Origin of the sequence: uncultured Roseobacter sp. (assembly GCF_947499265.1) — a bacterium.
GTDB lineage: Bacteria > Pseudomonadota > Alphaproteobacteria > Rhodobacterales > Rhodobacteraceae > Roseobacter.
Genome location: NZ_CANMNK010000004.1, coordinates 488,225 through 512,935, shown reverse-complemented (window position 1 = coordinate 512,935; position 24,711 = coordinate 488,225). Strand labels below are relative to the sequence as shown.

Here is a 24,711-nt window from a genome sequence, read left to right as displayed (position 1 = left end):
CGGCCACTTCAGGCAGCCGCCAGCCTGCTTTTCAGGGTCGAGGGTACGCGTGGTTGATCCGGCTCACAACCCTTTCGCGCGGTAGCTTGCCGCAACTTTTTCGATGGCGACCAGATAGGCAGCGGTGCGCAAATCCTGGACATCATCGCGCGCGTGCCAGACCTCTGCCATCGACTGATAGGCAATGCGCATGGTGTCATCGAGACCGGAACGCACCAGCTCCAATTCGCCCGCCCCGCGCAGGTATTGTTCCTTGAAGCCCGGGCTCAATGTCCAGCCCAGCTCCTTGTCCTTGCTCAACCGTTCCAGCTCATTAATGATCAACTGGTGGCGCGATTCCTCCTGGCGTCGACCCATGCGGCCAAACCGGATATGGCTGAGGTTCTTGACCCATTCAAAGTAGCTCACCGTCACACCGCCCGCGTTGGCATACATGTCCGGGATCATCACCACCCCTTTTTCACGCAGGACCTGATCCGCCCCCGCCGTCACCGGCCCATTGGCCGCTTCGATGATCAAAGGCGCCTTGATCCGGTCAGCATTCTGCAGATTGATCACACCTTCCAGCGCCGCCGGGATCAGGATATCGCACTCCTCTTCCAGAACTTTCGCGCCATCCTTGACGCGGTGCATGTCGGAATAGCCCGAGATACCGCCATGTTTGGCGATCCATTCGCGCACCCGGTCCACATCCAGCCCCTCAGGATTAAAGAGCGCACCGTCCCGTTCGATGATACCTGTGACCGTGCACCCATCCTCTTCGGTGAGGAATTTGGCCGCGTGGTACCCCACATTGCCAAGGCCCTGCACGATCACCCGTTTGCCATCCAGATCACCGCTCATGCCGGCCTTCTTGACGCCAGTGTCATCGCGGAAGAACGCGCGCAGCGCGTATTGCACACCACGTCCCGTGGCTTCGACCCGGCCCGCGATGCCGCCGGCATTCGGCGGCTTGCCGGTCACACAGGCGTTGCCGTTGATATCTGTCGTTTGCATGCGCTTGTACTGATCCGCGATCCAGGCCATTTCACGCTCGCCTGTACCCATATCCGGGGCCGGCACGTTTTGGCTGGGATTAATCAGGTCGCGCTTGATGAGCTCATAGGCAAAGCGCCGCGTGATCTGTTCCAACTCATGTTCATCATATTCGCGCGGATCAACGCACAGCCCGCCCTTTGATCCGCCAAAGGGCGCTTCGACCAACGCGCATTTATAGGTCATCAGGGCCGCAAGCGCTTCGACCTCGTCCTGATTGACCCCCAGCGAAAACCGAATGCCGCCTTTTACCGGCTCCATATGCTCGGAGTGGACAGACCGGTACCCGGTGAAGGTCTGGATCTTGCCACGCAGCCGGACGCCGAACCGCACTGTATACGTCGCATTACACACCCGGATTTTCTCTTCCAAGCCCGGCGAAAGGTCCATCAGGCTGACCGCCCGGTTGAACATTTGGTCGACGCTTTCTCTGAAGCTTGGCTCGCTGCTGTGCTGGTTCAATGTCTTTCTCCTGCTGGCAGAACAGTGTTCTGGTTTTGACAACAATCTCACCCTATGGTGGTGAGTCGTTCATTGCCAGTTTTTTGAGCAGTTCATGAAAATGCGGTGAACGACGCAAATTTAGCGCTGTCGCCGAGACAGAAACAGTCGGCCCTCGATGCGGTGACCGTTTCCTGAAACCCCCGGAAATGTCTGATCTATAAATAAAAGTTTACCGATTTGCGGGGCTTCAGCGTCTTTCCGCCCGCTTTTCGCCACAAAACCCAGGGATAAACATCAGTCAGTTTCCGTGCCGCAGGGCACCACATCGCAATGAGTTGGTATGAACATGACACGTTTTTCGCCGGAGAACCCCGAAGTGAGATCGATGATCCGCAGGAGGCTCATCCGTTTTTCACGAGAAGAAGACGGGGTGCTGACAATTTTCACGATCTTCATGATGTTTATGCTGCTGATGGTCTGCGGCATCGCGGTGGATCTGATGCGCAATGAAATGGAGCGGGTGAAGGTCCAGAACACGTTGGATCGCGCCATTCTCGCCGCTGCGGACCTGCAACAGACGCAGTTGCCTGACGATGTGGTCAAAGACTATTTCAAGAAAGCCGGGATCGAAGAATACCTGGGCGACATCACGGTAACCCCAGGCGACAACCTGCCAACAAACTATTTCCGGACAGTGGAAGCCTTTGCCCGTGCCCGGACGGCGTCTCCCTATATGGCGATGACCGGCGTGGACGACCTGCCCCTCTATGTTGCGGGTAAAGCCGAGGAAGTGGTGAGCAACCTTGAGATTTCCCTGGTGCTCGACGTATCGGGCTCGATGAACAGCAACAGCCGACTGGTGAACCTGAAGGTTGCCGCGAAGGACTTCGTGGATCAGATCGTCAACAACAGCCAGGAAGGCCGTATGGCAATCTCGATCATCCCATACGCGACCCAGGTGTCCGTGCCCGACAACATTGCGGAGGCATTGGACCTGGAAGGTGTCAATGAGCACTCCAACTGCATCAACTTCGAAGCGGGTGACTTTGAAACCCCCGGCATGCGTGTCCCATCTGACGAAGCGGGTGCGCCAGCGGTTGTGCCCTACGAACGCACCATGCACTTCGACCCCTGGACATATAACAGCGCGCTGAGCTCCGGAGACGGACGTTATTCCGACCCGCATGAGCTTGTGCGCAGGCCGGTGTGCGAGGCAGACAGCAAACGCGAAGTCCTGGCTCTGCAGAAAGATCGCGACATTCTGAAGAACTACATCCAGGCGCTGACCGCACGCGGGAACACCTCCATCGACATTGGCATGAAGTGGGGCACTGCTCTGCTGGATCCCAGCCTACAACCTGTCGTCGACGATCTGATCGCGGATGGCTCGGTCTCAGCACAGTTTGACCCGCGCCCCGCTGCCTACAATTCCGACGAATACCTCAAAGTCATCGTTCTGATGACGGATGGCGCAAACACCAGCCAGTATTACATCGAAAATGGCTACCGCGTCGGCCAAACCGACATCTGGTGGAATTCCGAAGAAGAAACCTATTCCGTCTATGACGACGACGAGGAAGAGTTCTTCTACTCCAGACATTTTGACACCAATGGCGACGGCAACGTCTGGCAGAATGATCGCTGGGGCAACGCGCCTTATGGCTGCTACAACCCATCGGATTCCAAAGACCCTGAGGACTGGGATTGCAGCCCCGGCGTCGAAGATGGCGGTGCATATAACATCAGCTTCCCAAGCCTTTGGGCGCATACGCCGATCAAGGAAAACTATTACACCAACTACAGCCCTTGGATGTCTGGCGCGGCAACACCCTGGTACTACAATGTCTTTGACAGCGTTGGCTCGGGCACCAAAAACAGCCGCACCAATGACATCTGTGCTCAGGCGAAACAAAACGGCATCGTTGTCTTCACCATCGGCTTTGAGGCGCCGGAAAGCGGGCAGACCGTGTTGCGCAACTGCGCCAGCTCCGCCAGCCACTTCTTTGACGTGGACGGCCTGGAAATCGCGGATGCTTTCACAGCCATCGCCCATGAGATTACCCAGCTGAGGCTCACACAATGATACGTCAAACCAAAAAGCGGCTAGGGCGGTTCCGCAGGGAAGAGGATGGGCAGATCGCCATTGAATTTGTCATCCTTGTCCCGCTGATCTTCACGATCTTTCTCAGCTCCATCGAATTGGGCATCTACTCGATGCGCCAGATGTGGATGGAGCGCGGGTTGGAGATCGCGGTGCGCACAGTCCGTCTGAGCACCGGCAATGCGCCCCAGCACGACGAGTTGAAAACCATGGTCTGCGAACAGGCCCCTTTCCTGCCGGATTGTGAAAACCGCCTGAAGCTCGAAATGACGCCGATCACACCAACCGCCTTTGCCGGGCTACCGCCTGCTGCGGACTGCGTGGATACCAATGAAGAGGTCAACCCGCCACGGACCTTTGTACAGGGTGGCAACCACGATCTGATGTTGATCCGGGCGTGCCTGGTTTTCGATCCGGTCATTCCGACCTCCGGTCTGGGGTTCGAGTGGGATCAGAAAGAGGGTCTGCCACGCATGGTTGCAATGTCTGCCTTCGTACAGGAGCCAAACGAATGATTTACGCACTCAACACCGTTCGCGACTGGGCCCGGGATTTCGCACAGAACGAAGAGGGCAATGTCACGATGGAATTCGTGATCATCTGCCCGTTCATGTTCTGGACGCATATGGCGATGTACACCTATTTCGATGCGTTCAAGGAGCAGACGATCAATCAGAAAGCGGCCTTTACCGTTGCCGATCTAATCTCGCGTCAGAGCGCCGTGAACGACGCTTTCATCGACGGGTCACATGAGGTTTTCAACACGCTGGTGCGCTCCAACACCGCCACCGCCATCCGGGTCACAAGCGTCACCTATGATGCGGACGACGATGAGTATTCGGTGCTGTGGTCACAAGAGCGTGGCGCCGACGGGGTGCTGACATCAGAAGTCGTGCAGGACTGGCATGCCTATCTGCCCAAAATGTACGACACGGCAACTGTGGTGGTGGTGGAAACATGGTCTGGTTTTAGCCCGGTCTTCCAAATCGGCATGGAGGCTCGGACGCTGCATAACTTCACCTTCACCCGGCCGCGCTACGCACCTCAGGTGGAGTGGGAACCCAACATCGGCACCTGATCGCGCCTGCGGCTCAGGCGCCGTCGCGCTCCGCCAGCATCACCGCGATGATCTCGGACATGTATTTGGTCTGACGCCCCGGGGTCATGCCACCGACCCCGACACGGCGCCCAAAACGCCACCAAAGCCCCGGACGCCATTTGCGCGGTTCGGGGTTTTTCATGTGCAACAGGAACCCGTTGGACGGCTTGAAGGCAAATGCACCCCGATCAATGCCGGTGATGTCTTCCACCTTCGCGATGACCACGCCGCCGCTGTCGCGCAGCTCTGTTTTGGTCAGTTCCAGCACATGGGCGGTCGAGCGACGCATTGCATCTGCCATCATCAACGAGACAACGCCGAGGGCGATCAGGAAAACCTGCCAGCCAAAGGACGGTGGCGAGATAAAGGCCACATAAATCACCAACGCCCCCAGAAACCCCAACATGCCGATGCCGAGGAAGCGGCGCCCGTTTGACGCGGCAACTGTCGCTAGGACATCGGGATCGGCGGAGTTCTGCATCTGGCGGCGGCCCTTTTGAGGTAACCCCCGCGTCCTACCCTGCCCTGCCCCCGCCTCACAAGCGCAAAAGGACGCGCGATGAGATCAACTGTCGCGCAGCAGGCCGGGCATCAAACGGCGCAGGCTCGCAGGCCGGTAGGACGGCACACTCGCCAGACGCATGCGCGCGGTATTGTCCAGATCCAATGCCCGGTCAGGCCCCGCGCGCCATTGCAGCAACCGCGGAAGCAGCCGGTAGATCATGCCTGTATCCGCGATCTCCGTCGTTGCTGCACTTGGATTGGTCTTGATCTGTGGCAGAGCCAACCCTGATTTCAGCTGCAGACCGCAGGCCGCCGCCCCCTCCCAGATCCAGGCCAGGCTGATCTCGCTCAAGGCGCGGGTTTCAGCTGAGCCGCCCACGATCCCATGATCTCCGACAAACCATGTTTGCTGATAGGGGCGATCGTGGCTTTCGTCTCCACGGTTCAGCCCCGGATTTCCGTCCTGGCCTGTCAGGTTGTCCCATAGGCTGGGCTCGAAAAGCACCCGGCGTTCATCCAATGCAACCGCATGACGCGCGGATTCGACAAGATGCGACAACGTGGTGTCATGGAAGGTGTAGCGCGCGTTCCAACGCGCAGCGAGCCAACCAAAGACACTTTCGGGAATGCCCAGCGCACCAACCGTATCCCAGACCCCCAAATATGCGATGCGGACCAGACAGCTATCGTCGCCCCGCGCCAGCACATCCGTCTGACTGGTGGCGAATTTCGGCGACAGCAGGCGGCGTTCGGCGCGAATATGCGGGGCGTCGGGGCCATTTTGCGGACCGCGCCAGCGATAAAGGCTGAAAGCGCGGCGCAGATTGGCGGGGGTCGGGTCCGCCAGAATACCGCATTTGCGGATCATGCCCACCAGCGAACGCGCGGTATAGGCCCCGCGCGAAAATCCGAAAATCATGATCTTGTCGCCGGGTTGGTAGGTTTTGCACAGTTCGAGATAGGCCGCCTTGATATTGCGGTTCAGCCCCCAGCCAAAAAGGCCGCCGCCGACCTTGCTGATCCATCGGCCCACATCGCTGACCATCCCGGTGCCCGTTCCAACGCCCTCAAAATAAAGCACTTTTTGCCTGTTGCTGCGCGCACAGGCGGTAGACAGCCGTAAAACATGTGTTGCTGCACCTTTTCGTGCCGAATTCCATGTGCCGTCGCAGAAAATCGCGATATGAGCCATTTGCCAGTCCCCTTTTGCGTCCTAGACATGACACGAAGGGTGATGGCAGCCGCTTAATGCTGCGTGCGCTGTGGTAACGGGCCACGTGAACGGCCCCGCAAGGAAGAGGCGATATGACACCAAAACCTGTGGCCCTCGTGGCATTGCTGCTGGCCTTGTCCTTTGCTGCATCGCCCATTTTGGTCGCCGATTTCGACGGCTTTGCGCCGGATCAATTTCCGGTTCCGCAAAACGATCCACCGGTGCAACCGGCTGGATATGCCTTTGCCATTTGGGGGATTATCTACCTTTGGCTGATCGCTGGCATGGGATACGGCCTGCTGCGGCGCGTGGACGATCCTGAATGGCACGCCATGCGCAACCCCTTATGCATTTCACTGGCCATCGGTACGTTCTGGCTCGCGGTCGCAATACAAAGCCCGGTCTGGGCGTCCGTTTTGATTTGGGCAATGCTATTGAGCGCACTCATTGCCCTCTACCGCGCGCCGACCGGAGACAAGTGGTGGGCGGCCCTGCCCGTCGGCCTCTACGCCGGATGGCTCAGTGCGGCCAGTTCGGTTTCACTGGGCCTGATCACCGCCGGGTATGGCTGGCTGGACGCCGGGACGGCCGCGCTGGTGTTTGTCTTTTTCGCGCTTGTGCTTGCTTCTGCCATCCAATCCACCCTCAGACGTGCACCTACCTATGGGTTGGCTGCGATCTGGGCTCTGGTGGCCATCGTCGTCCACAATATGTCCGGCGATGCGACGGTTGCAGCGCTGGCAGGTGGCGGTGCCGGAGCGCTTCTAGTGCCAACCTGGCGCGCGGCACGCGCCGAATTCAGCGCCTGAAAATCAGTCCCTGCGCCGCCCATCGGTATGCTTGCGCAGCTTGGACGGTGCGGCCTTCTTGCGCCCCTTGTAGGGGTTGGCCTCGTTCTGACCGCGCATCCACAGCCGGATCGGCGCGCCCGGCATGTCAAAATCCAGTCGCAACCCATTGACTAGATAGCGGCTGTAGCTCTCAGGCACTTTATCAGGGTGCGAACACATGACCACAAACCCCGGCGGTCGGGTCTTGGCCTGGGTCATATAGCGCAGCTTGATCCGTTTGCCCTGTGGTGCGGGGGGCGGATGTGCCTCAACCATACCGGCAAGCCAGCGGTTCAGGTGGGCTGTGGGCACGCGCCGGTTCCAGACATCATAGGCGCGCATGATCGCAGCCTGCAAACGGTCCAGCCCGCGCCCGGTTTTCGCAGAAACCGTGATCAGCGGCGCGCCCCGCAATTGCGGCAGCAAGCGCTCGAAGCTTTCTTTCAGCTCCTTGAGCTTGCCCTGACGGTCCTCTTCAATGTCCCATTTGTTCACCGCGACCACCACCGCGCGACCTTCTCGCTCCGCCAGATCGGCGATGCGCAGGTCCTGCTGTTCAAAGGGGATCGCCGCATCCAGCAGCACAACCACCACTTCGGCAAACTTCACCGCACGCAGCCCGTCGCCAACGGAAAGCTTCTCCAGCTTCTCCTGAACCTTGGCCTTCTTGCGCATGCCCGCCGTGTCGAAAATCCGCATTGGAACCGGATCGCCATCAGGCCCCGCCCATTCGGTGCGCAGGGAGATCGCATCACGGGTGATCCCCGCCTCCGGTCCGGTCAAAAGGCGGTCTTCGCCAAGGATCTGGTTGATCAGCGTGGATTTACCCGCGTTCGGGCGCCCCACAACGGCCACCTGCAAAGGTTTGGCCTTTGTCGGCATGGAGATTGCGGCGTCCATGTCGCCGTCATCCTCATCCAGCGTTACATCCGTCTCCGGCGCATCTTCGGCGGCCCGTTCTGCAAACTGGTCAGCCAGCGGCATCAGATGTGTGTAGAGGTCGTTCAGCCCTTCGCCATGCTCGGCGGAGAGCCGGATGGGTTCGCCCAGCCCCAGCGAATAGGCCTCAATCACGCCCGCATCCGCCGCCGATCCTTCGGCCTTGTTGGCGGCCAAAATTACATGGGCGGCGCGTTTACGCAGGATGTCGGCAAAGACCAGATCGGACGGTGTAATGCCAACACGCGCGTCGATCATGAAAAGGCAAATGTCAGCCATATCCACGGCGCGTTCGGTCAGACGCCGCATCCGGCCCTGCAGGCTGTCGTCGGTGACCTCTTCGAGACCTGCGGTATCGATCACGGTGAACCGCAGATCCGCCAGACGCGCCGCCCCTTCGCGCAAATCACGCGTCACCCCCGGCTGATCGTCGACCAGCGCCAGACGTTTGCCCACCAACCGGTTGAACAGCGTGGATTTTCCCACATTCGGGCGCCCCACAATGGCAAGTGTAAAGGACATGTCACAGGCTCCGACATCCGGATTAAAGGCGCGCTTTACCCTACATGGGCGTCAACGGAAAGCGTGCAATTGCCCTTTCGTGGAGACAACGTAAAGCACGCCACCGGCCACGACCGGCGCTGTGGTCGCCCCACCGGGGATTTCCACCGTGCCCAGAAGCGCGCCGGAGGCCGGATCAAAGCTGCGCAGCAGCCCATCGTTGGAGGCGATATAGAGACGCCCGCCCGCCAGGATCGGCCCGTGATGCGCAAAGACTTCGGAGCGCCGACGCGGGCGGTCTTTCACGAAATTCGGCAGCTGTGTGCCCCAGATCCGCGCGCCGTCAGATGCGCTCAACCGCAGCAACTCCCCCAGTTCAGACATGGCAAAGACGCTGTCACCGACGGGTAGAACCGGCCCAACGGTGCCCTCGCGCGCCGTCCACAACCGAGCGCCGGATTGGAAATTCAGCGCCACGATGCGCCCGGCCTGGTTACCAATATAGACGGTGCTGCCGGAAATCACCGGCGCGCCGGTCACATCGCCAACGGCCCCCAGGGCGCGGGCGGCGCGTTTACCCAGAGCCGAGGCATCCCAGCGCCGCAGGCCACCGCGTCTAAAGACCGCCTGAATCTCACCTGATCCAAAAGCAAAAACCGCCAGATCATCGGCCACAGCAGGCGCAGGCGCGCCCAGGACATTGTTGATATCTTCAGAGGCCGACAGCTGCCATTCGATCCGCCCGTCTTCTGCGCGCAACGCCCAACCCGTGTCGTCCCCGGAGGTGAGATAGACAAGATCGCCAAAGACCGTTGGGCTGCCGGAACCGGTCCCTTCAAGACGCTGGCGCCATTTTTCGGCGCCCGTGGCCGCATCAAGTGCCACCAAAGACCCGTATCCCAGCGAGACAAAAAGCGTCCCGTTTGCAAAGGCCAACCCGCCCCCCGTGGCGGTACCGGATCCGTCGCGCGGCGGTCTCACATCCTGTTGCCAGACACGCTGACCCGCCGTCGAGGTCGCCGTGACCAAAGCATCGGAATCGAGCGTGTAGACCACGCCGCCTGCGACAACCGGATCTGCCGTGATCCGCTGGCGACGGCTGTCACCATCGCCGATATTGGCCGACCAGATTTGCTGGGTCGCAGTGCCGAACGCCGCGTGGCTGACCCGTGTCGCGGGCGAGCCCATGCTTTGCGTCCAATCGGCATTCGATTGCTGTGCAGGCAGGGAAATCGGGCGCGCCTCGTCGGTGGACGCCACCGCGGCGGGCAATGCTTCTTCGCCCTGCAGGATGGATTGTACGCTCTCCCGCTTGCCGGGCAGAATGATGTCAGGTTCCGAACACGCCGATACCAGCAGCGCCGCGATCACTGCAGCGAAGGGGAATATCCCCCGCACAGGTCTTTTGTGAATTTGCATCATGCCCTGCTCGCTTCGCCCTTTGTACCGCCCAAACCTCAAAACCACATTGCCCCGCGGGTTAGTTTCCCGTTGTGGGCACGTTTTCCAGATCCGGGGTGCCTCCCAGCGCCACAATCACCTGTAAGGCGCGTTGTTGCAAGTCCGAGGTCACAGCAGCGTCCTGCAGAATGTTTTGATACCGCTCAATGGCCGCCTCGGTTTCGCCTTCGGCCACATCGATCAGGGCCAGTTGCTCGCTGGCCAGCAGGCGCAATGGCGATCCTGCGGTCGCCAGCGCCTCAAACCCCTGCCGACGCGTCGCCGCATCCAGCGTCTCGGCCTGCAGCGTCAATGCCTTGAAGCTCGCAATCTGACGGTAGATCACCGGCACATCCCCGTTCACCGCGATGGCATCGAGCTCGGCAACCGCCGTGGCCAGATTGTCGCCCTGTTGCGCCTCGGAGGCGGCCAGCATCGCCACCAGCGCGCCTGCGGTGGGGTTTTCAGCCGAAAGCTCTTCCAGCGCGGAGACCCGCGCGTCGGGGGTTTCTTCGGTCAGGGCGGCCAGCATGCCATCGCCGAGCGCTTCGGCCTGTGCACGCGCCTGCGCCTTTTGGTATTCCGACCAGGCAGCGCCGCCCACGATCAGCAAAACCACCAGACCACCGATCCAGCCATATTTGCGCAACATGCCATAAAGCCTGTCGCGGCGGACCTCTTCGGTGACTTCATCGATGAAACTGTCGGTGTCGCTCATGGGGACCTGCTTATTTGCATTTGCGCCCCTCTTAACCTGCCCATTCCAGCAAGCCAAGACCCGCGTTGGGCCGCGCGCCAGCAGAGCATTGCACCCGGACAAAGAAATCTCTAATCTGAACTGGTCAGTTTAGCGTATCTGTCCTACAGAGCGTGCGCCATATGACGGCAAGTTTCGACCGTGGGTGGCGTTGACAGTCCAGTGCGAGGCAAACGACATGCGACTTTTTTCAATCCTTGCTGCCCTCGTGGTATCAGCAGCTTTGGCAATGTTCATTTTGGATCGACCACGGCTTTTCGCACTGTTTGGTGGTGATCCCGCCGCAGAAGAAGCGACAGAATCAGAAGAGCAGACCGACGCGGAGGCGGCAGGTGCGTCGCTGGTGAAGGTCGTGGTGCAGCGATCCGTTGCGCGGCAGATCGACACGGCGGTTGTCCTGCGCGGACAGACCGAAGCCGCGCGCACCGTTGAAGTCCGCGCGGAAACCGCCGCAACCGTCGTTTCAGAACCGCTGCGCAAAGGCACGCGTGTTGAGGCGGGCCAGATGCTCTGCCGCTTGGATGAAGGCACCCGGGGCACCGCATTGGCGCAGGCCCGGGCCGAACTGAGCGAGGCGCGCTCCCGCGTGCCGGAATCACAGGCGCGGCTGGATGAGGCGCTTGCCCAGTTGGATGAGGCTTTGATCAATCAGAACGCCTCGACAAAGCTCAGCGAAGGCGGCTTTGCCTCCACCACCCGCGTGGCCAATTCGCAAGCCGCCGTTGCAACCGCAGAGGCCGGTGTGCAAAGCGCGCGCGCGGGGCTTCAGGCAGCGCAATCCGGCATTCAAAGCGCGCAGGCCAGTGTTGCCCTGGCCGAGAAAGAGATTGAACGGCTGACCCTCACCGCGCCCTTTGGCGGCTTGCTGGAAAGCGACACGGCGGAGTTGGGGACCTTGCTTCAGTCCGGTTCGCTCTGCGCCACAATCATTCAGCTGGACCCGATCAAACTGGTCGGTTTTGTGCCTGAAACCGAAGTGGCGCGCGTCACGCTGGGCGCTACGGCATCGGCGCGCCTTGTATCCGGCAGCGGCGCTCTGACCGGCGGGCCGGAAGCACGCAGCAATGAAGTCCGCGGCCAGGTGACCTTCCTGTCCAGCTCCGCTGACGAAATGACGCGCACCTTCCGCGTGGAGATCGCGGTGCCAAACGGCGACAACAAAATCCGCGACGGGCAGACCGCTGAAATCATGATCTCCGCAGAGGGGGCCACCGCGCATCTGTTACCGCAGTCCGCCCTTACGCTGAATGACGACGGCACATTGGGTGTGCGCACCATCGACGATGGCGCCATCGTCGAATTTCACCCCGTCGCGCTGATGCGCGACACAACCGAAGGCGTCTGGCTGACCGGGCTCAAGGACACCGCTGATGTCATCGTGCTGGGTCAGGAATTTGTGATTGCCGGGGTGCAGGTCGCGCCCACCTACCGGGAGCTGAGCCAATGACCGGCATCGTCGATTGGGCCGCCAGCCGCGCGCGGATGGTGCTGGCCTTTATCCTGCTGTCGCTTGTCGTCGGCGCCTATGCCTATTCCACGCTGCCGAAAGAGGGCGAACCGGACATCGAGATCCCTGCTCTCTTTGTCTCTGTCCCCTTCCCCGGCATCTCTGCTGCCGACAGCGAAACGCTGCTGGTCAAGCCGATGGAGACCGAGCTGGTCGATCTGGACGGGCTGAAAGACATGTCGTCCACGGCCGCGGAAAACTATGCAGGCGTGGCACTGGAGTTCGAGTTCGGCTGGGACAAAACCAAGGTTCTGGCGGATGTGCGCGATGCCATGGGCAAGGCAGAAGCCGATTTCCCCGATGGCGCCGAGCAATATACCATAAACGAGATCAACTTCTCCGAATTCCCGATCATCATCGTGAACCTCACCGGTCCGGTGCCGGAGCGTACGATGATCCGCGTGGCCAAGGATCTGCAGGACGATCTGGAATCGATGGATGCGGTGCTGGAGGCCGGGATCGCCGGCAGTCGGGATGAGATGCTCGAAGTGCTGATCGATCCGCTGCGTCTGGAGGCCTATAACGTCACCGCGGGCGAATTGATCGATACGGTACGCAACAACAACCAGTTGATCGCGGCGGGCGAGGTTGACACCGCGCAGGGCTCATTCGCGGTGAAAATCCCGTCGTCCTTCGACGAGCCGCGCGATGTCTACGACCTGCCGGTCAAGACAAACGGCGACCGCGTCGTCACCCTCGGCGATCTGGCGGAAATCAACCCGACCTTCGAGGACCGCACCGGGACTGCGCGCTTTAACGGTGAAAACTCGGTGGCCCTGCAGGTGGTGAAGCGCAAGGGGTTCAACCTGATCGACACCGCCGCCATCGTGAAGGAACTGGTAGACGCCAAGTCGCAGACCTGGCCCGAAGGGTTGCAGGCCGCGGTTGAGGTCGGCACCTCCAACGACCAGTCCCGCATCGTCAACGGCATGGTGCAGCAGCTTCTGGGTTCGGTCTTCACTGCGATTGCGCTGGTGATGATCGTGGTGCTGGCCGCCCTGGGCATTCGCGCCGCGTTGCTGGTCGGTTTTGCGATCCCGACGTCCTTCCTGCTCTGCTTTGCCTTTCTTGCCCTGATGGGCATCTCCGTCTCCAACATCGTCATGTTCGGTCTGATCCTCGCGGTGGGGATGCTGGTCGATGGCGCCATCGTTGTGGTGGAATACGCCGATAAACGCCAGCAGGAGGGCGTGGGCCCGATGCAGGCCTATGTGGATGCCGCCAAACGCATGTTCTGGCCGATCATCTCCTCCACCGCGACGACGCTCTGCGCGTTTCTGCCGATGCTCTTCTGGCCCGGTGTGCCGGGAGAATTCATGGGCATGCTGCCGGTCACCCTGATCTTCGTCCTATCGGCCTCGCTGGTGGTGGCGCTGATCTACCTGCCCGTGATGGGCGGGGTCACGGGCCGCCTGGAACGCTGGATGTCTGACTATATGACGGCGATTGCCGGGCTGCGCTGGTACCTGCATCTGGCACTCTTCCCGATTGCCGTTGTGATGATGGCCATCTCAGGCCTGATGGGTCCGATTTTCGGGGTGATCGAGGCGCAATTCGCGGCGATGAACAGCCTCGAAATCCTCTCCTCGGTGATCCCGACGCTGCTCATTGTCTTCCTCCTTGTTCTCGCGGCGACCGCCTGCCTCTTTGTTGCTCTGGGCGGCTTCATGTTGGCGCTGGTGTCGACCTTCGCGCTGCTCACACGCCTTGGCCGGTTTGGCCGCTGGCTGGTCAGCAGGTTCTTTCGCCCAGAGCCCGACAAGATCAATGCGGGTTACCAGCGCTCCGGATTTGGCCATGTGATCGCGGCAATTGCGGGCAATCCGGTCATGCCATTGGTGGTGGCTGGTACCGTCTTCATCTTTGTCGGTAGCATCCTGATGTTCTTTTCCAACAACAACAACGGTGTTGAATTCTTCGTTGAATCCGAACCCGAACAGGGGATCGTCTACGTACTGGCCCGCGGCAATCTTTCTCTGGAGGAGAAGGACGTACTGGTCCGGCAAGCCGAGGACATCGTGCTGGCGCATCCGGGCATCAGCAACGCCTTTTCTTTCGCCGGTGAAGGCGGACTAAACACCGATACCTCCGGCGGGTCGCGGCCCAAGGACCTAATCGGTCAGGTTCAATTCGAGACGATCCCCTGGGAGGACCGCGCAGACAGGCCGGAGCTTGATGGCAACATCGTCATTGCTGAACTGACGGAACAGCTGACCGCCTTGCCGGGCGTCAATATCGAGGTGCTGGAGGTAGCCGACGGCCCGGCCTCCGGCAAACCCGTGCACCTGCGCCTCAAGGGCGACAGCTTTGTCGACCTCACCGAAGCCGCAGCAACCGCACGTGCCGAATTCAACCGGACCCCGGGCCTCACGCTCATCGAAGATACACGCCCCCTGCCCGGCATCGACTGGCAGATCGACGTCGATGTTGAAAAAGCCGGGCGCTATGGCGCCGATGTGGCGACCGTTGGCGCGATGGTGCAACTCGTCACCCGTGGTCTGATGCTGGACACGATGCGGGTGGATACCTCGGACGAGGAAATCGACATCCGCGTGCGCCTGCCGGAAAGCGACCGCGTGCTCTCAACACTGGACACGTTGAAAGTGCGGACCGCAGACGGGCTGATCCCGCTGTCGAATTTCATCACCCGTACGCCTGTGCCAAAACTGGCGGAGATCAACCGCGTCAACCAGAAACGTTATTTCGACGTGAAGGCCGACGTGGCCCCGGGCCTGATGAAAGTGGTCGAGACCCGCCGCGAAGAGGGTGTGGATGTTCAGGAGACGCTCGCGATGTTGCGTCCCGCTGGGGCGGATGCCGATCTGATCACGGCGGATCAGACCGCTTACAAGATCACCAACCGGATGGATGATGGCACGCGGGACCTGCAGGCGGGTGTCACTGCGGGGGCGCTGCGCCTGATCCCGGTCAATTCCAACGAACGCATTGGCGTCCTGACAGAATGGCTGGACACCAACCCCTTGCCCGCGGGTATCGAATTTGAATGGACCGGCGATCAGGAAGAGCAAGAAGAGAGCCAAGCCTTCCTGTCATCGGCCTTTGCCGCTGCTCTGGGCCTGATGTTCATCATCCTGCTGGCGCAGTTCAACAGCTTCTACAATGCCATTCTGGTACTGCTGGCGGTGGTGCTATCCACCACCGGTGTGCTGATCGGGATGCTGGTAATGGATCAGACCTTCTCGATCATCATGACCGGCACGGGGATCGTCGCGCTCGCCGGCATTGTGGTGAACAACAATATCATCCTGATCGACACCTATCAGGAATATAGCCAGTACATGCCGCGGATCGAGGCGATCATCCGCACCGCGCAGGCGCGTATCCGGCCCGTCCTGCTGACCACGATTACCACCATGGCCGGGTTGGCGCCCATGATGATTGGCCTCAGCCTGAACTTTGCCGAGGGTGGCTATACCTTCAACAGCCCCACGGCCCTCTGGTGGAAACAGCTGGCCACCGCGGTGGTCTTTGGTCTGGGCATCGCCACTGTGCTGACGCTGATGGTGACGCCATCGATGCTGGCCATCCGGGTCTGGGCCTCCACCTATGTGCACTGGATCGCGACGCTGCTGGCCAAGATGTCGATGGGACGCGCCTCGCGCGCCGCGCGCGACTGGGCCTTGCAAAAGGACGCACACCGCATTGTGTCCGGCGAGATCCTGTGGGAAGACCTGCCCGCCACCGCAGACCAGCCAAACGTCGAGAGCGCGCTCAAAGCTGCCGAGTGACATGCGGACACAGGCTTGTGATGGGACTCCCGAAACCAGTTTGCTAGGGTCGTCGCATTAATCGCAGCAGGAGCGCACCATGATACGGTCCCTAACTCTCAGCCTTGCCCTCGGCACGGCCCTTTTCACCACATCAGCACTGGCAGACGACATGATCAAGATCACTAGCCCCCATTCGGTATCCGACACCATTGACCGGTTGGAACAAGCCGTCGAAGGGGCCGGTGCCATGGTGTTCGCACGTGTGGATCATGCCGCAGGTGCTGCCAAGGTCGACGCCGAATTGCGCCCCACGCAGCTCTTGATTTTCGGCAACCCCAAGATCGGAACCCCGGCCATGCAGGCCGCACAGACCTCCGGTCTGGACCTGCCGCTCAGAGTGCTGGCCTATGAAAACGAAGCGGGTGAAACGGTGGTGGTCTATCACGCCCCTGCTGCCATGGCCGAAGCGCATGGCATTGATGCCGAGGCGCCCTTCCTGCAGACCATGACAGGCGCGCTCAACAAGCTGACGTCCAAAGCCACCGCGGCTGAATAATCATCCATCCCTGAGGCCGCGCGGCGGACGATCCGCGAGCGCGGCTTCAGATTTCAAAGGCTAAGCCGCTTCGTCCGATTGCTGGCGATGCCAGAGCTGCGCATAGCGGCCCTCTTGCGCCAGCAGATCTTCATGCGTCCCCTGTTCGACAACTTCACCCTGTTCCAGCACAATGATCCTGTCGGCTTCTGCAATGGTCGACAGACGGTGGGCGATGGTCAGCACGGTGCGCCCGCGCCCTGCCTGCATCAAGGCTTCTTTGATTTCCTGTTCGGTCTCGGAATCCAGCGCGGATGTCGCCTCGTCCAGCAGCAGGATCGGTGGGTCTTTCAACAACGTACGGGCGATGCCCACGCGCTGCTTTTCACCCCCTGAAAGCTTCAACCCACGCTCACCCACGGCGGTGTCATAGCCGTCCGGCAGTTGCACGATGAAATCATGGATCTGCGCGGCCTGGGCGGCGGCTTCGATCTCTTCCTGGGTTGCACCATCCCGACCATAGGCAATGTTGTAGCGAATGGTGTCGTTAAAGAGCACCGTGTCCTGTGGCACCACACCGATGGCGGCATGCAGGCTGTCTTGCGTCACGTCGCGCACGTCCTGGCCATCAATCCGCAGCGCCCCGTCGCCCACATCATAAAACCGGAACAGCAGGCGCCCGATCGTCGATTTGCCTGACCCGGTGGAGCCGACAATGGCCACCATCTCACCTGGTTCCGCCGCGATGGATACGCCCTTCAGAATGGCGCGTTCCGCGTCATAGCCAAAGCGCACCTGATCCAGCTCCACACGTCCGCCGGTAACGTTCAGGGTCTTGGCGTCCGGCTTGTCGACAACTTCGGCGGGCTGCTCCAGCAGATCGAACATCTCGCCCATATCCACCAGCGCCTGACGGATTTCGCGGTAGACGGTCCCAAGGAAATTCAACGGCACGGTGATCTGCACCATATAGGCGTTGACCATGACGAAATCGCCGACGGTCAGCGTTCCGTTCTGGACCCCGATGGCGGCCATGATCATCACCCCGATCAGGCCTGCCGTGATCAGCAGGGATTGCCCGAAATTGAGAAACGCCAGGCTATAGCTGGTCTTGATCGCCGCCGCCTCATAGCCTTCCATCGCGGCGTCATAGCGCCGTGCCTCGCGGCTTTCCGCGCCGAAATACTTGACGGTTTCATAGTTCAGCAGGCTGTCGATGGCCTTCTGGTTCGCATCCGTGTCCTGATCGTTCATTTCCCGTCGCAGCTTCACCCGCCATTCGGTCACGGCAAAAGTGAACCAGACATAGAGAGCAATGGTGCCCGCGACGACCAGCAGATAGTAAAAATCGAAAACCACCGCGAGGATGATGCCGACCATCACCAGTTCCAGCATCAACGGCCCGATGGAAAACAGCAAAAACCGCAGCAGGAAATCGACGCCTTTAACGCCCCGCTCGATGATCCGGCTCAACCCGCCGGTCTTGCGTGTGATGTGATAGCGCATCGACAGCCGGTGAATATGCTCAAAGGTCTCCAGCGCCAGCATGCGCAGCGCGCGTTGGCCGACACGTGCAAAAACCGCATCGCGTAGCTGTTGAAACCCAACCGTCATCAGGCGCGCCACGCCATAGGCAACCGTCAGCCCAATGGCGCCGAGCGCCAGCATCGGCACGCCTTCCTCGGCCAGCGCATCCACCGCCCCTTTGTAGAAAAACGGTGTGGCAACGGAGATCATCTTTGAGAAAATCAGCAGCGCCATGGCCCCGATCACCTTGTGCCGCACCCACGCCGGATCCGCGGGCCAAAGATAGGGCGCGACCTTGCGAATGGTGCGCAAACCTGATTGGCGCTCTTTGATTTCGGTCTGTTTTGAGCCCTGCGCCGCGTCAGCGCCGGTGGGAGCAGTGGTATCGGCTGGCATGAAAGGTCCTGCTTGCGTTCAGAGTGCTACCTAATTCACTCCCCGGCCCTTTGCCAGTCTTGGGGCGGATAAATTGCTGTGGATCAGCCCGTTGCGCGATCTGAAAGGACCAGCCCTTGGGCCCAAAAACCTATTCCACAGGGAGGTCGAACACCTGTCCCGGATAAATCAGGTCCGGATCGCGAATGGCCGCGATGTTTGCTTCAAAGACGCGCACATAGAGCAAGCCTTCGCCATAACGATCCCGCGCAATCGCCCAGAGCGTATCGCCGGTCTGGACGGTGACAGCGGTGACCGGGCCATCCTGGCCTTCGGTGGCCTCGGCCAGCACCGCCGGCGCTTCGCGTTTAAAGGGCGTCTCGATCCGACTGGTCACAACGCTTGCGGTGTTCATTTCATCAACGCGCAAGCTGTACACGCCTGCGGCCACATCGGCGATTGTCCCGCGCCAGCTGCCATCCGCATCCACCGGTATCGAGGCAACAAATCGGTTGTTGAGGTACACCCGCACCTCGAATGTGCCCGGAACGGCACGCCCGGCCAATTGCACATCACCGGTATCGGAGTATCCGATGGTATCGATCGCCACATTCGGCGCGGGGCGGGTATCCGGCTGCAGCAATTCCACGCCTTCCGCGGTGGATTTCAGAACGGTCACGGATTGTGTGGTTGTTTCTGGGTCGGTTGTCGGTTCAGCCTGCGCTGTCGCTTCAGGTGTGGCGGGCGTCTCGGAGGTGGTCTCCGGCGGTGATGCAGGGGCATCATCCACACTTGGCTCAACCACCGTGTCTTCTGGTGTGACCAGGGTTGCGACATCGTCGTTTGGTTCTTGCACCGCCAGGGCATCCGTCTCTGGGGGCCCCGACGCTAATCCTTGCGGCGCGGGCTGATCCGCCGGGGTTGCTTCTGATGGAGGGTCTGCGCGTGCGACCACATCCGCCGTATCCGATTGCGGCGCGGCCTCAGCGCCCGAAGCGATTTCCGCGGATGTCGGTGGGATCGCTTCCGCCTCCGTTGATCCTGCGTCACCTGTTGGAGCCGCAGAGGCTTGCGCTGTCTCCGCTGGTTTCGCGACAGGCGCCAGAATGACGTCCTCGACCGAGGCGATGGTCGCCTCTTCGCTCTCCGCTTTGAGCGTTAATACCCGTGCGGCATCACTTGGCTCCACCACGGCGACAGCGGCGAAATCACCCCGGCCATCCGCCACGGTGGTGGCAACCTCGACGCCATCCACCAATACAGAAACCGTAGCCCCGGGGGCCGCGTTGCCTGCAATGACCGTCAGCCCGTCATCCTCCAGACGCACCTCGTCGATGCTGGGCGCTTGCGCGCTGGCGGCGCTTTCGGTGGACACCTCCGGCGTTTCCGCCTGTCCCACGGCCGCGCCTTCTACGCTGTCACCGGCTGGGGCGTCCTCAGCGGAGGTGGGCGCTGTTTCGGCCTCAGGGGTGGCAGGCACCGAAGCGCCCGGTGCCACGACCGCCGCCAGATCTTCCTCGCTGGGGCCGGTATCACTGCGAAAACCGATGAGAAAACCAGCTGCGATCACACCTGCGATCACAATGCCAGCCATCATCAATCCCGTGCCACCTGATTTGGTGACAGCCTCGTCTTCGCGCATAAATCCCGTCTTTCTGTTAGGACGCCTATCGCGAGCAGAGCGACAGGCGTTGAGCCTACATAGCAACTGCTCTATCACCGGTCAAAACCCCGACCGTCACATTTCCTTTAAATACACCTGCAAGGGATGACCATATGAGACCGAAATCCGTCTGCGTTTATTGTGGCTCCCGCCCCGGGGTGGACCCTGCGTATCTCAAGGACGCAGAAGATATGGGTCAGGCCCTTGCCCTGGAAGGCTGGCGGCTGGTTTACGGCGCGGGCGACGTGGGCTTGATGGGGGCGGTGGCACGCTCGGCACAACAGGCCGGAGCAGAAACCTTTGGGGTCATTCCAAAGCATCTGGTCGACTGGGAAGTCGGCAAGACGGATCTGACGTCATACGTGATCACAGAAACGATGCATGAACGTAAAAAGGTCATGTTCATGAACTGCGATGCCGTGGTGGTCCTGGCCGGGGGCGCGGGATCGCTGGACGAGCTCTTTGAGGTCCTGACCTGGCGCCAGCTGGGTCTGCATGAAAAACCCGTTTTGCTCGTGAATACAAATGGCTACTGGGATCCGCTGATCGCGCTGCTGCTGCATGTCACGCGCCAGGGATTTGCCGATGAGAGCCTGCACAAATACTATACGGTGGTCCCCGATGCCTCGGCGGCGCGCGCGGCCTTGCGCCGCGTGCTTTCCAACCGCAAGGACGCGGCGGAATAAAGCGCCAGAGCGCTCCAGATCAGCGAAAAGGCAATGAGATGCCAAAGCCCGAACGGCTCTGAAAACACAAAGACCGCGCAGGCAAATTGCAGGGTCGGGTTGATGTATTGCAGCAAGCCCAACGATGTCATGGCAAGCCTGCGCGCGGCATAGCTGAACAGGATCAGCGGCAGCGCGGTGATCGGCCCGGCAAAGACCAGCAACACCATTGTTTGCAAATCACCCCCAAAAACCGCGCCACCGTTGTGATAGGTTTGCAACAGAATGACGACAGCAAACGGGGTCAAGAGCAGCACTTCCCCCGTCACGGAAACCACCGGGCCCACGTTGAGCTGCTTTTTGATCAGGCCATAGACGCCGAAGGTCGCCGCCAGCGTCAGCGCAATCCACGGCGCAACCCCGGGCCCGAAGGTCAGCAGCGCCACCGCAACCGTTGCCATGGCAACGGCCAGCCACTGCAGCGCCGTCAACTGCTCCCCAAAGATCAGACGGCCAATCACCACGGCCACCAGCGGGTAGATATAATAGCCCAGCGAGGTCTGGGTGGTTTGCCCGGTCTGCACGGACCAGATGAACAGGGTCCAATTGGCCGCGATCATCAAAGCGGCGACCACAACCAACCCGAAAGAACGCATGGTGTTCATGGAGCGGGCGATTTCGCGCAAGCGCCCCTGCAGGGCCAACACCATCGCGAAAATGACCAGCGACCAGATCATGCGATGCGACAGGACTTCGAGGGCGGGCACATGGGACAGCAGCTTGTAATAGATCGGGGACAGGCCCCAGATGCTGCAGGCACCGATCATTGCCGCCACACCCTTTGCCCGTTCGTTCATCATCGCCGAACCCCTCTCGCTCAGGGTTGTGAAGCCAAAACGACCCGCCAACAAGCAAAAAGGCCCCGCCAAGTGGCGAGGCCTTTCGAATGCGCAGAAAAGCGGAGCCTCAGAGGCGCGAGGCGACGTTTTCCCAATTGACCAGATTGTCGAGGAAGTTTGCCAGGTAGTCCGGACGTTTGTTGCGGAAATCGATGTAGTAGGAGTGCTCCCACACGTCACAGCCCAGCAGAGCCGTCTGACCGAAGCACACCGGATTCACGCCATTTTCGGTCTTGGTGACCTTGAGGCTGCCATCGGTATCCTTGACCAGCCACGCCCAGCCCGAGCCGAACTGGCCCGCGCCCGCGGCCTTGAAGTCATCCTTGAACGTGTCGACCGAGCCAAAGCTTTCGGTGATCGCCTTTTCCAACTCCCCCGGCATGGCGCTATCGTCCGGGCCCATCATCTCCCAGAACTGGTTGTGGTTCCACAGCTGGCTGATGTTGTTGAAGATGCCGTTCTGCGCCACGGCCGAGCTGTCATAGGTGCCCTTGATGATCTCTTCGAGGGATTTGCCCTCCCACTCGGTGCCTTCGATGGCCTTGTTGCCGTTGGTCACATAGGCGTTGTGGTGCAAATCGTGATGATACTCCAGCGTCTCCGCTGACATGCCTTTGCCAGCAAGCGCGTCATGGGCATAAGGAAGATCAGGAAGTGAAAAAGCCATTTGGGGCCCCCTTTGTCATTTCGGTTGGGTACACTGCACATGAAGCGCACCCGCCCCCGAGTTCAAGTGTTAACGAGCCTAAAAAGTACCAGAAATGCCGATTTAGCACTTTAGCTTTGACATGCGGGTTCCCCGTGATCGACGTTTCGCGCGATCATAGGATGCGTATCGTGCAAGTTCCTGTCTCGAAAAACCTGTTGCTATACCCGGATGGGCTTGCATGAACGGTGATCTTGCCACCCTTTCGGATTGTCGCATTGAATTTGAAACGCGGCAAACTCACGTTGTTACTCGAAACCCCAAGCCCATGTCCCGTCCAAAATATGACGGTTTTACGCGCATTGTAGCGTGTAACCTTGGCGGCACCGAAAATGATAGGTGCCCGCCCACGTAAAACCTTGATCGTCACGCCGCCTGATTGAATGGAAAATTCTATCCTTTCAGGTATATAGCCGCCTCCTTTTCGCGTTTGTTCCATTTCGCAATCGTATAGTGTTCCCTGAGCCAAAGCTGAGGAGCCCAGAATGATAAGGAAAAAGGCAGATAGGGTTCGGATAAGCATAAAACTCTCTTGGGTTTGTTTGAAAAAGGCTATTCTTGGCGCAGCGTGCACTGCCCCTTGCCTGAGAAATTCTTGCGGTATCCGGGCAGTTTGCCCCGGACAGTGATCTGGTTGGACGGTCTTTTGATCCGGGCGGTATACTGCGCATCGGGCAGTATATAGTTTTTCTCACGCAATCCGCCTTCTACCTGCCACTTGAGCCGCAATTCGTTGTCCGTGCTGCTCACAACCTCTGCCGTCACCGTGCTCAGGCCATAGCCCAGGATGACACCATCCGACACAACGACCTTGCCGTTGTTCAAAACCACGATGCCGATCTTGTTGGATACCCAGAAATCGTTGCTCTTGGTGACGCGCATATTGCAGTCGTAAAACACGCCGCGGGATTGATCGCCCGCGGCCGTGCTGCCCGACACCATGAGTACAAATGCAATGCATCCGCCCACCCGGATCTTCGACGGCAAGCGTTTTTTAGAAGAAGAGAGGCTCATTTGAGGATCTTGCAGCGGCCTTCTCCCCGCACCTTGTTGTCGTAACCTCTGACAACCGCGGATATGGTATATTTGTTTTTCTCGAGATATAGATTGCCCGTGTAGTTCACGGTCAGCTCGGTTGTGCGACCCTTGATGTTGGCGACCGTCCAGTTGACCCGGTAGATGCTATTTGATCGCTTGGTCAGCTTGCCCGCCATGGGCCCGTCTGTGACGGATTGCACAACACCATCCAGAACGCGCACAGTACCCTTTTCTTCATCCAGGAAGAAATAGATCTCCGGTCCAACGAAACCCTGCTTGGACACATACGTCGCTTCACAGCCGTAGATTGTTTCCGCCGCCGGGACCGCGCCAGCCACGGCACATAACATTGCAGCCAGGGGGCCCATCCAAAAATTCTTCATTCTTCTCGATCCTTAATCATTAAAATAACACAAAGGTCGCACGGCCATTTCAGCGTGAGTTAAACCTTTGCGCAGGGATTGGGAAGGCCTCCAAGCCATGCTCACAAGCCGACCCACTGTTATGGCGCGGAACTGATCGGTGCCGCACGGGATGGTCCATCGCAGCACGAAATCTTGGTTAACGCTGTCCGCAAGCACGCCCTGGTACCCGGGTGCCCGTACGGTCCAACGGCGATATGGCAAAGAATTGACCATCATCTGCTCTGGGCGCGGGCGTCTAAGGCTTGCGTGTGGTGCAGGTGCCAGTGCCAGAAAAACGATTGCGATAACCGGACGGGCGCGCGTAGACGGTGATTTTGCCATCCTTACGGATGGTGGCATCGAAATTGAACCGCGAGGTCGTTTGGCTGTCGCTGTTCTTGAAGTCACGCAGCACCCAGTTCACGACCAGCTTCCGGTCGGTCTTGCGCACACGATCTGCATCAATCGGCACCGAGCTAGATCGCAGAATGATGCGATCACTTACTGTGACCCGCCCGTTCTCGTGCAGTGCAATGCCGATTTTTTCGGAAATCCAGCCGCCGCCCCGCGAAAGCTGCGTCATAGTGCAGTCGTAAAGCACGCCCTGCGCCGCAGCGGCAGGCAAAGGGGTAAACAAGATGAGATAAAACAACAGAGACCGAAACACGAACACGTCCTTTGAAAAGGGCGCGTCCGCGGCATCCGTTGCTGCATCACACTGCAGAGCTCGCCAACAGAACCGTCGCCACAATCCGCGCACCGGATTAAATCTGTAGACAGAATGACATTGACGCCAAG

Annotated in this window: 21 protein-coding genes; 8 read left to right on the top strand and 13 right to left on the bottom strand. The window is 59.9% G+C overall.

Annotation, left to right across the window (positions count from 1 at the left end; translation table 11 throughout):
* Window positions 1-63: 63 nt before the first annotated feature.
* Window positions 64-1,449, bottom strand: a complete 1,386-nt coding sequence (locus Q1A63_RS13565) for a Glu/Leu/Phe/Val dehydrogenase (RefSeq protein WP_298972628.1) — start codon at window positions 1,447-1,449, stop codon at window positions 64-66.
* A gap of 370 nt (window positions 1,450-1,819) precedes the next feature.
* Here Q1A63_RS13565 and Q1A63_RS13560 point away from each other — a divergent pair, with 370 nt between their 5' ends.
* The 3 genes from Q1A63_RS13560 to Q1A63_RS13550 are packed head-to-tail and all read left to right on the top strand — an operon-like array spanning window position 1,820 to window position 4,658.
* Window positions 1,820-3,562, top strand: coding sequence for a pilus assembly protein TadG-related protein (locus Q1A63_RS13560; protein ID WP_299632049.1), 1,743 nt, complete (start codon window positions 1,820-1,822; stop codon window positions 3,560-3,562).
* On the top strand, window positions 3,559-4,095 hold the full coding sequence (locus Q1A63_RS13555) for a TadE/TadG family type IV pilus assembly protein (protein WP_298972460.1): 537 nt from the start codon (window positions 3,559-3,561) through the stop codon (window positions 4,093-4,095). Before Q1A63_RS13560 ends, Q1A63_RS13555 begins: the two co-directional genes overlap by 4 nt.
* Window positions 4,092-4,658: a hypothetical protein gene (locus Q1A63_RS13550; RefSeq protein WP_298972457.1), complete on the top strand. Its 567-nt coding sequence runs from the start codon at window positions 4,092-4,094 to the stop codon at window positions 4,656-4,658. Before Q1A63_RS13555 ends, Q1A63_RS13550 begins: the two co-directional genes overlap by 4 nt.
* A gap of 13 nt (window positions 4,659-4,671) precedes the next feature.
* On the opposite strand, the gene Q1A63_RS13545 is transcribed toward Q1A63_RS13550, so the two are convergent.
* Both Q1A63_RS13545 and Q1A63_RS13540 read right to left on the bottom strand, forming a co-directional pair.
* Window positions 4,672-5,160: a hypothetical protein gene (locus Q1A63_RS13545; RefSeq protein WP_298972454.1), complete on the bottom strand. Its 489-nt coding sequence runs from the start codon at window positions 5,158-5,160 to the stop codon at window positions 4,672-4,674.
* Between the two features lie 84 nt (window positions 5,161-5,244).
* On the bottom strand, window positions 5,245-6,375 hold the full coding sequence (locus tag Q1A63_RS13540) for a DUF2235 domain-containing protein (RefSeq protein WP_298972451.1): 1,131 nt from the start codon (window positions 6,373-6,375) through the stop codon (window positions 5,245-5,247).
* Between the two features lie 113 nt (window positions 6,376-6,488).
* Between Q1A63_RS13540 and Q1A63_RS13535 the strand changes: the two genes are divergently transcribed.
* Entirely contained in the window at window positions 6,489-7,205 is a 717-nt protein-coding gene (locus tag Q1A63_RS13535) for a hypothetical protein (RefSeq protein WP_298972449.1), read from the top strand.
* A 3-nt stretch (window positions 7,206-7,208) separates the two neighbouring features.
* Here Q1A63_RS13535 and der read toward each other — a convergent pair whose 3' ends face one another.
* From der to Q1A63_RS13520, 3 genes are all read right to left on the bottom strand, one after another.
* Complete coding sequence (gene der, locus Q1A63_RS13530; RefSeq protein WP_298972446.1) at window positions 7,209-8,687, bottom strand: ribosome biogenesis GTPase Der; 1,479 nt, start codon at window positions 8,685-8,687, stop codon at window positions 7,209-7,211.
* 51 nt (window positions 8,688-8,738) lie between these two features.
* Window positions 8,739-10,085, bottom strand: a complete 1,347-nt coding sequence (locus Q1A63_RS13525; protein WP_299632044.1) for a PQQ-binding-like beta-propeller repeat protein — start codon at window positions 10,083-10,085, stop codon at window positions 8,739-8,741.
* 61 nt (window positions 10,086-10,146) lie between these two features.
* On the bottom strand, window positions 10,147-10,824 hold the full coding sequence (locus Q1A63_RS13520; RefSeq protein WP_298972442.1) for a hypothetical protein: 678 nt from the start codon (window positions 10,822-10,824) through the stop codon (window positions 10,147-10,149).
* Window positions 10,825-11,041: 217 nt separating this feature from the next.
* Here Q1A63_RS13520 and Q1A63_RS13515 point away from each other — a divergent pair, with 217 nt between their 5' ends.
* From Q1A63_RS13515 to Q1A63_RS13505, 3 genes are all read left to right on the top strand, one after another.
* Entirely contained in the window at window positions 11,042-12,310 is a 1,269-nt protein-coding gene (locus Q1A63_RS13515) for an efflux RND transporter periplasmic adaptor subunit (protein ID WP_299632042.1), read from the top strand.
* The gene (locus Q1A63_RS13510; protein ID WP_299632040.1) at window positions 12,307-16,119 is read left to right on the top strand and encodes an efflux RND transporter permease subunit; all 3,813 of its coding nucleotides are present in this window, start codon (window positions 12,307-12,309) and stop codon (window positions 16,117-16,119) included. Before Q1A63_RS13515 ends, Q1A63_RS13510 begins: the two co-directional genes overlap by 4 nt.
* A gap of 79 nt (window positions 16,120-16,198) precedes the next feature.
* A complete protein-coding gene (locus Q1A63_RS13505) occupies window positions 16,199-16,657 on the top strand; it encodes a DUF302 domain-containing protein (RefSeq protein ID WP_298972434.1) in 459 nt (152 codons plus the stop codon).
* A gap of 60 nt (window positions 16,658-16,717) precedes the next feature.
* Here the strand turns inward: Q1A63_RS13505 and Q1A63_RS13500 are convergent, their stop codons facing one another.
* Both Q1A63_RS13500 and Q1A63_RS13495 read right to left on the bottom strand, forming a co-directional pair.
* Entirely contained in the window at window positions 16,718-18,559 is a 1,842-nt protein-coding gene (locus Q1A63_RS13500) for an ABC transporter ATP-binding protein/permease (RefSeq protein ID WP_298972432.1), read from the bottom strand.
* 130 nt (window positions 18,560-18,689) lie between these two features.
* Window positions 18,690-20,180 (bottom strand): LysM peptidoglycan-binding domain-containing protein, encoded by a 1,491-nt coding sequence (locus Q1A63_RS13495; protein WP_299632037.1) that lies wholly within the window; start codon window positions 20,178-20,180, stop codon window positions 18,690-18,692.
* A 134-nt stretch (window positions 20,181-20,314) separates the two neighbouring features.
* Here Q1A63_RS13495 and Q1A63_RS13490 point away from each other — a divergent pair, with 134 nt between their 5' ends.
* Entirely contained in the window at window positions 20,315-20,887 is a 573-nt protein-coding gene (locus Q1A63_RS13490; protein WP_299632034.1) for a TIGR00730 family Rossman fold protein, read from the top strand.
* On the opposite strand, the gene rarD is transcribed toward Q1A63_RS13490, so the two are convergent.
* The 5 genes from rarD to Q1A63_RS13465 form a co-directional block, all read right to left on the bottom strand.
* Window positions 20,806-21,726, bottom strand: a complete 921-nt coding sequence (gene rarD / locus Q1A63_RS13485) for an EamA family transporter RarD (RefSeq protein WP_366524356.1) — start codon at window positions 21,724-21,726, stop codon at window positions 20,806-20,808. The genes Q1A63_RS13490 and rarD overlap by 82 nt on opposite strands.
* Window positions 21,727-21,832: 106 nt before the next feature.
* Window positions 21,833-22,432 (bottom strand): superoxide dismutase, encoded by a 600-nt coding sequence (locus Q1A63_RS13480; protein ID WP_298972427.1) that lies wholly within the window; start codon window positions 22,430-22,432, stop codon window positions 21,833-21,835.
* Window positions 22,433-23,023: 591 nt separating this feature from the next.
* Entirely contained in the window at window positions 23,024-23,485 is a 462-nt protein-coding gene (locus Q1A63_RS13475; protein WP_298972426.1) for a hypothetical protein, read from the bottom strand.
* Complete coding sequence (locus Q1A63_RS13470) at window positions 23,482-23,892, bottom strand: hypothetical protein (protein WP_298972425.1); 411 nt, start codon at window positions 23,890-23,892, stop codon at window positions 23,482-23,484. Before Q1A63_RS13470 ends, Q1A63_RS13475 begins: the two co-directional genes overlap by 4 nt.
* 277 nt (window positions 23,893-24,169) lie before the next feature.
* Window positions 24,170-24,580 (bottom strand): hypothetical protein, encoded by a 411-nt coding sequence (locus Q1A63_RS13465; protein WP_298972424.1) that lies wholly within the window; start codon window positions 24,578-24,580, stop codon window positions 24,170-24,172.
* Between the last annotated feature and the right edge of the window lie 131 nt (window positions 24,581-24,711).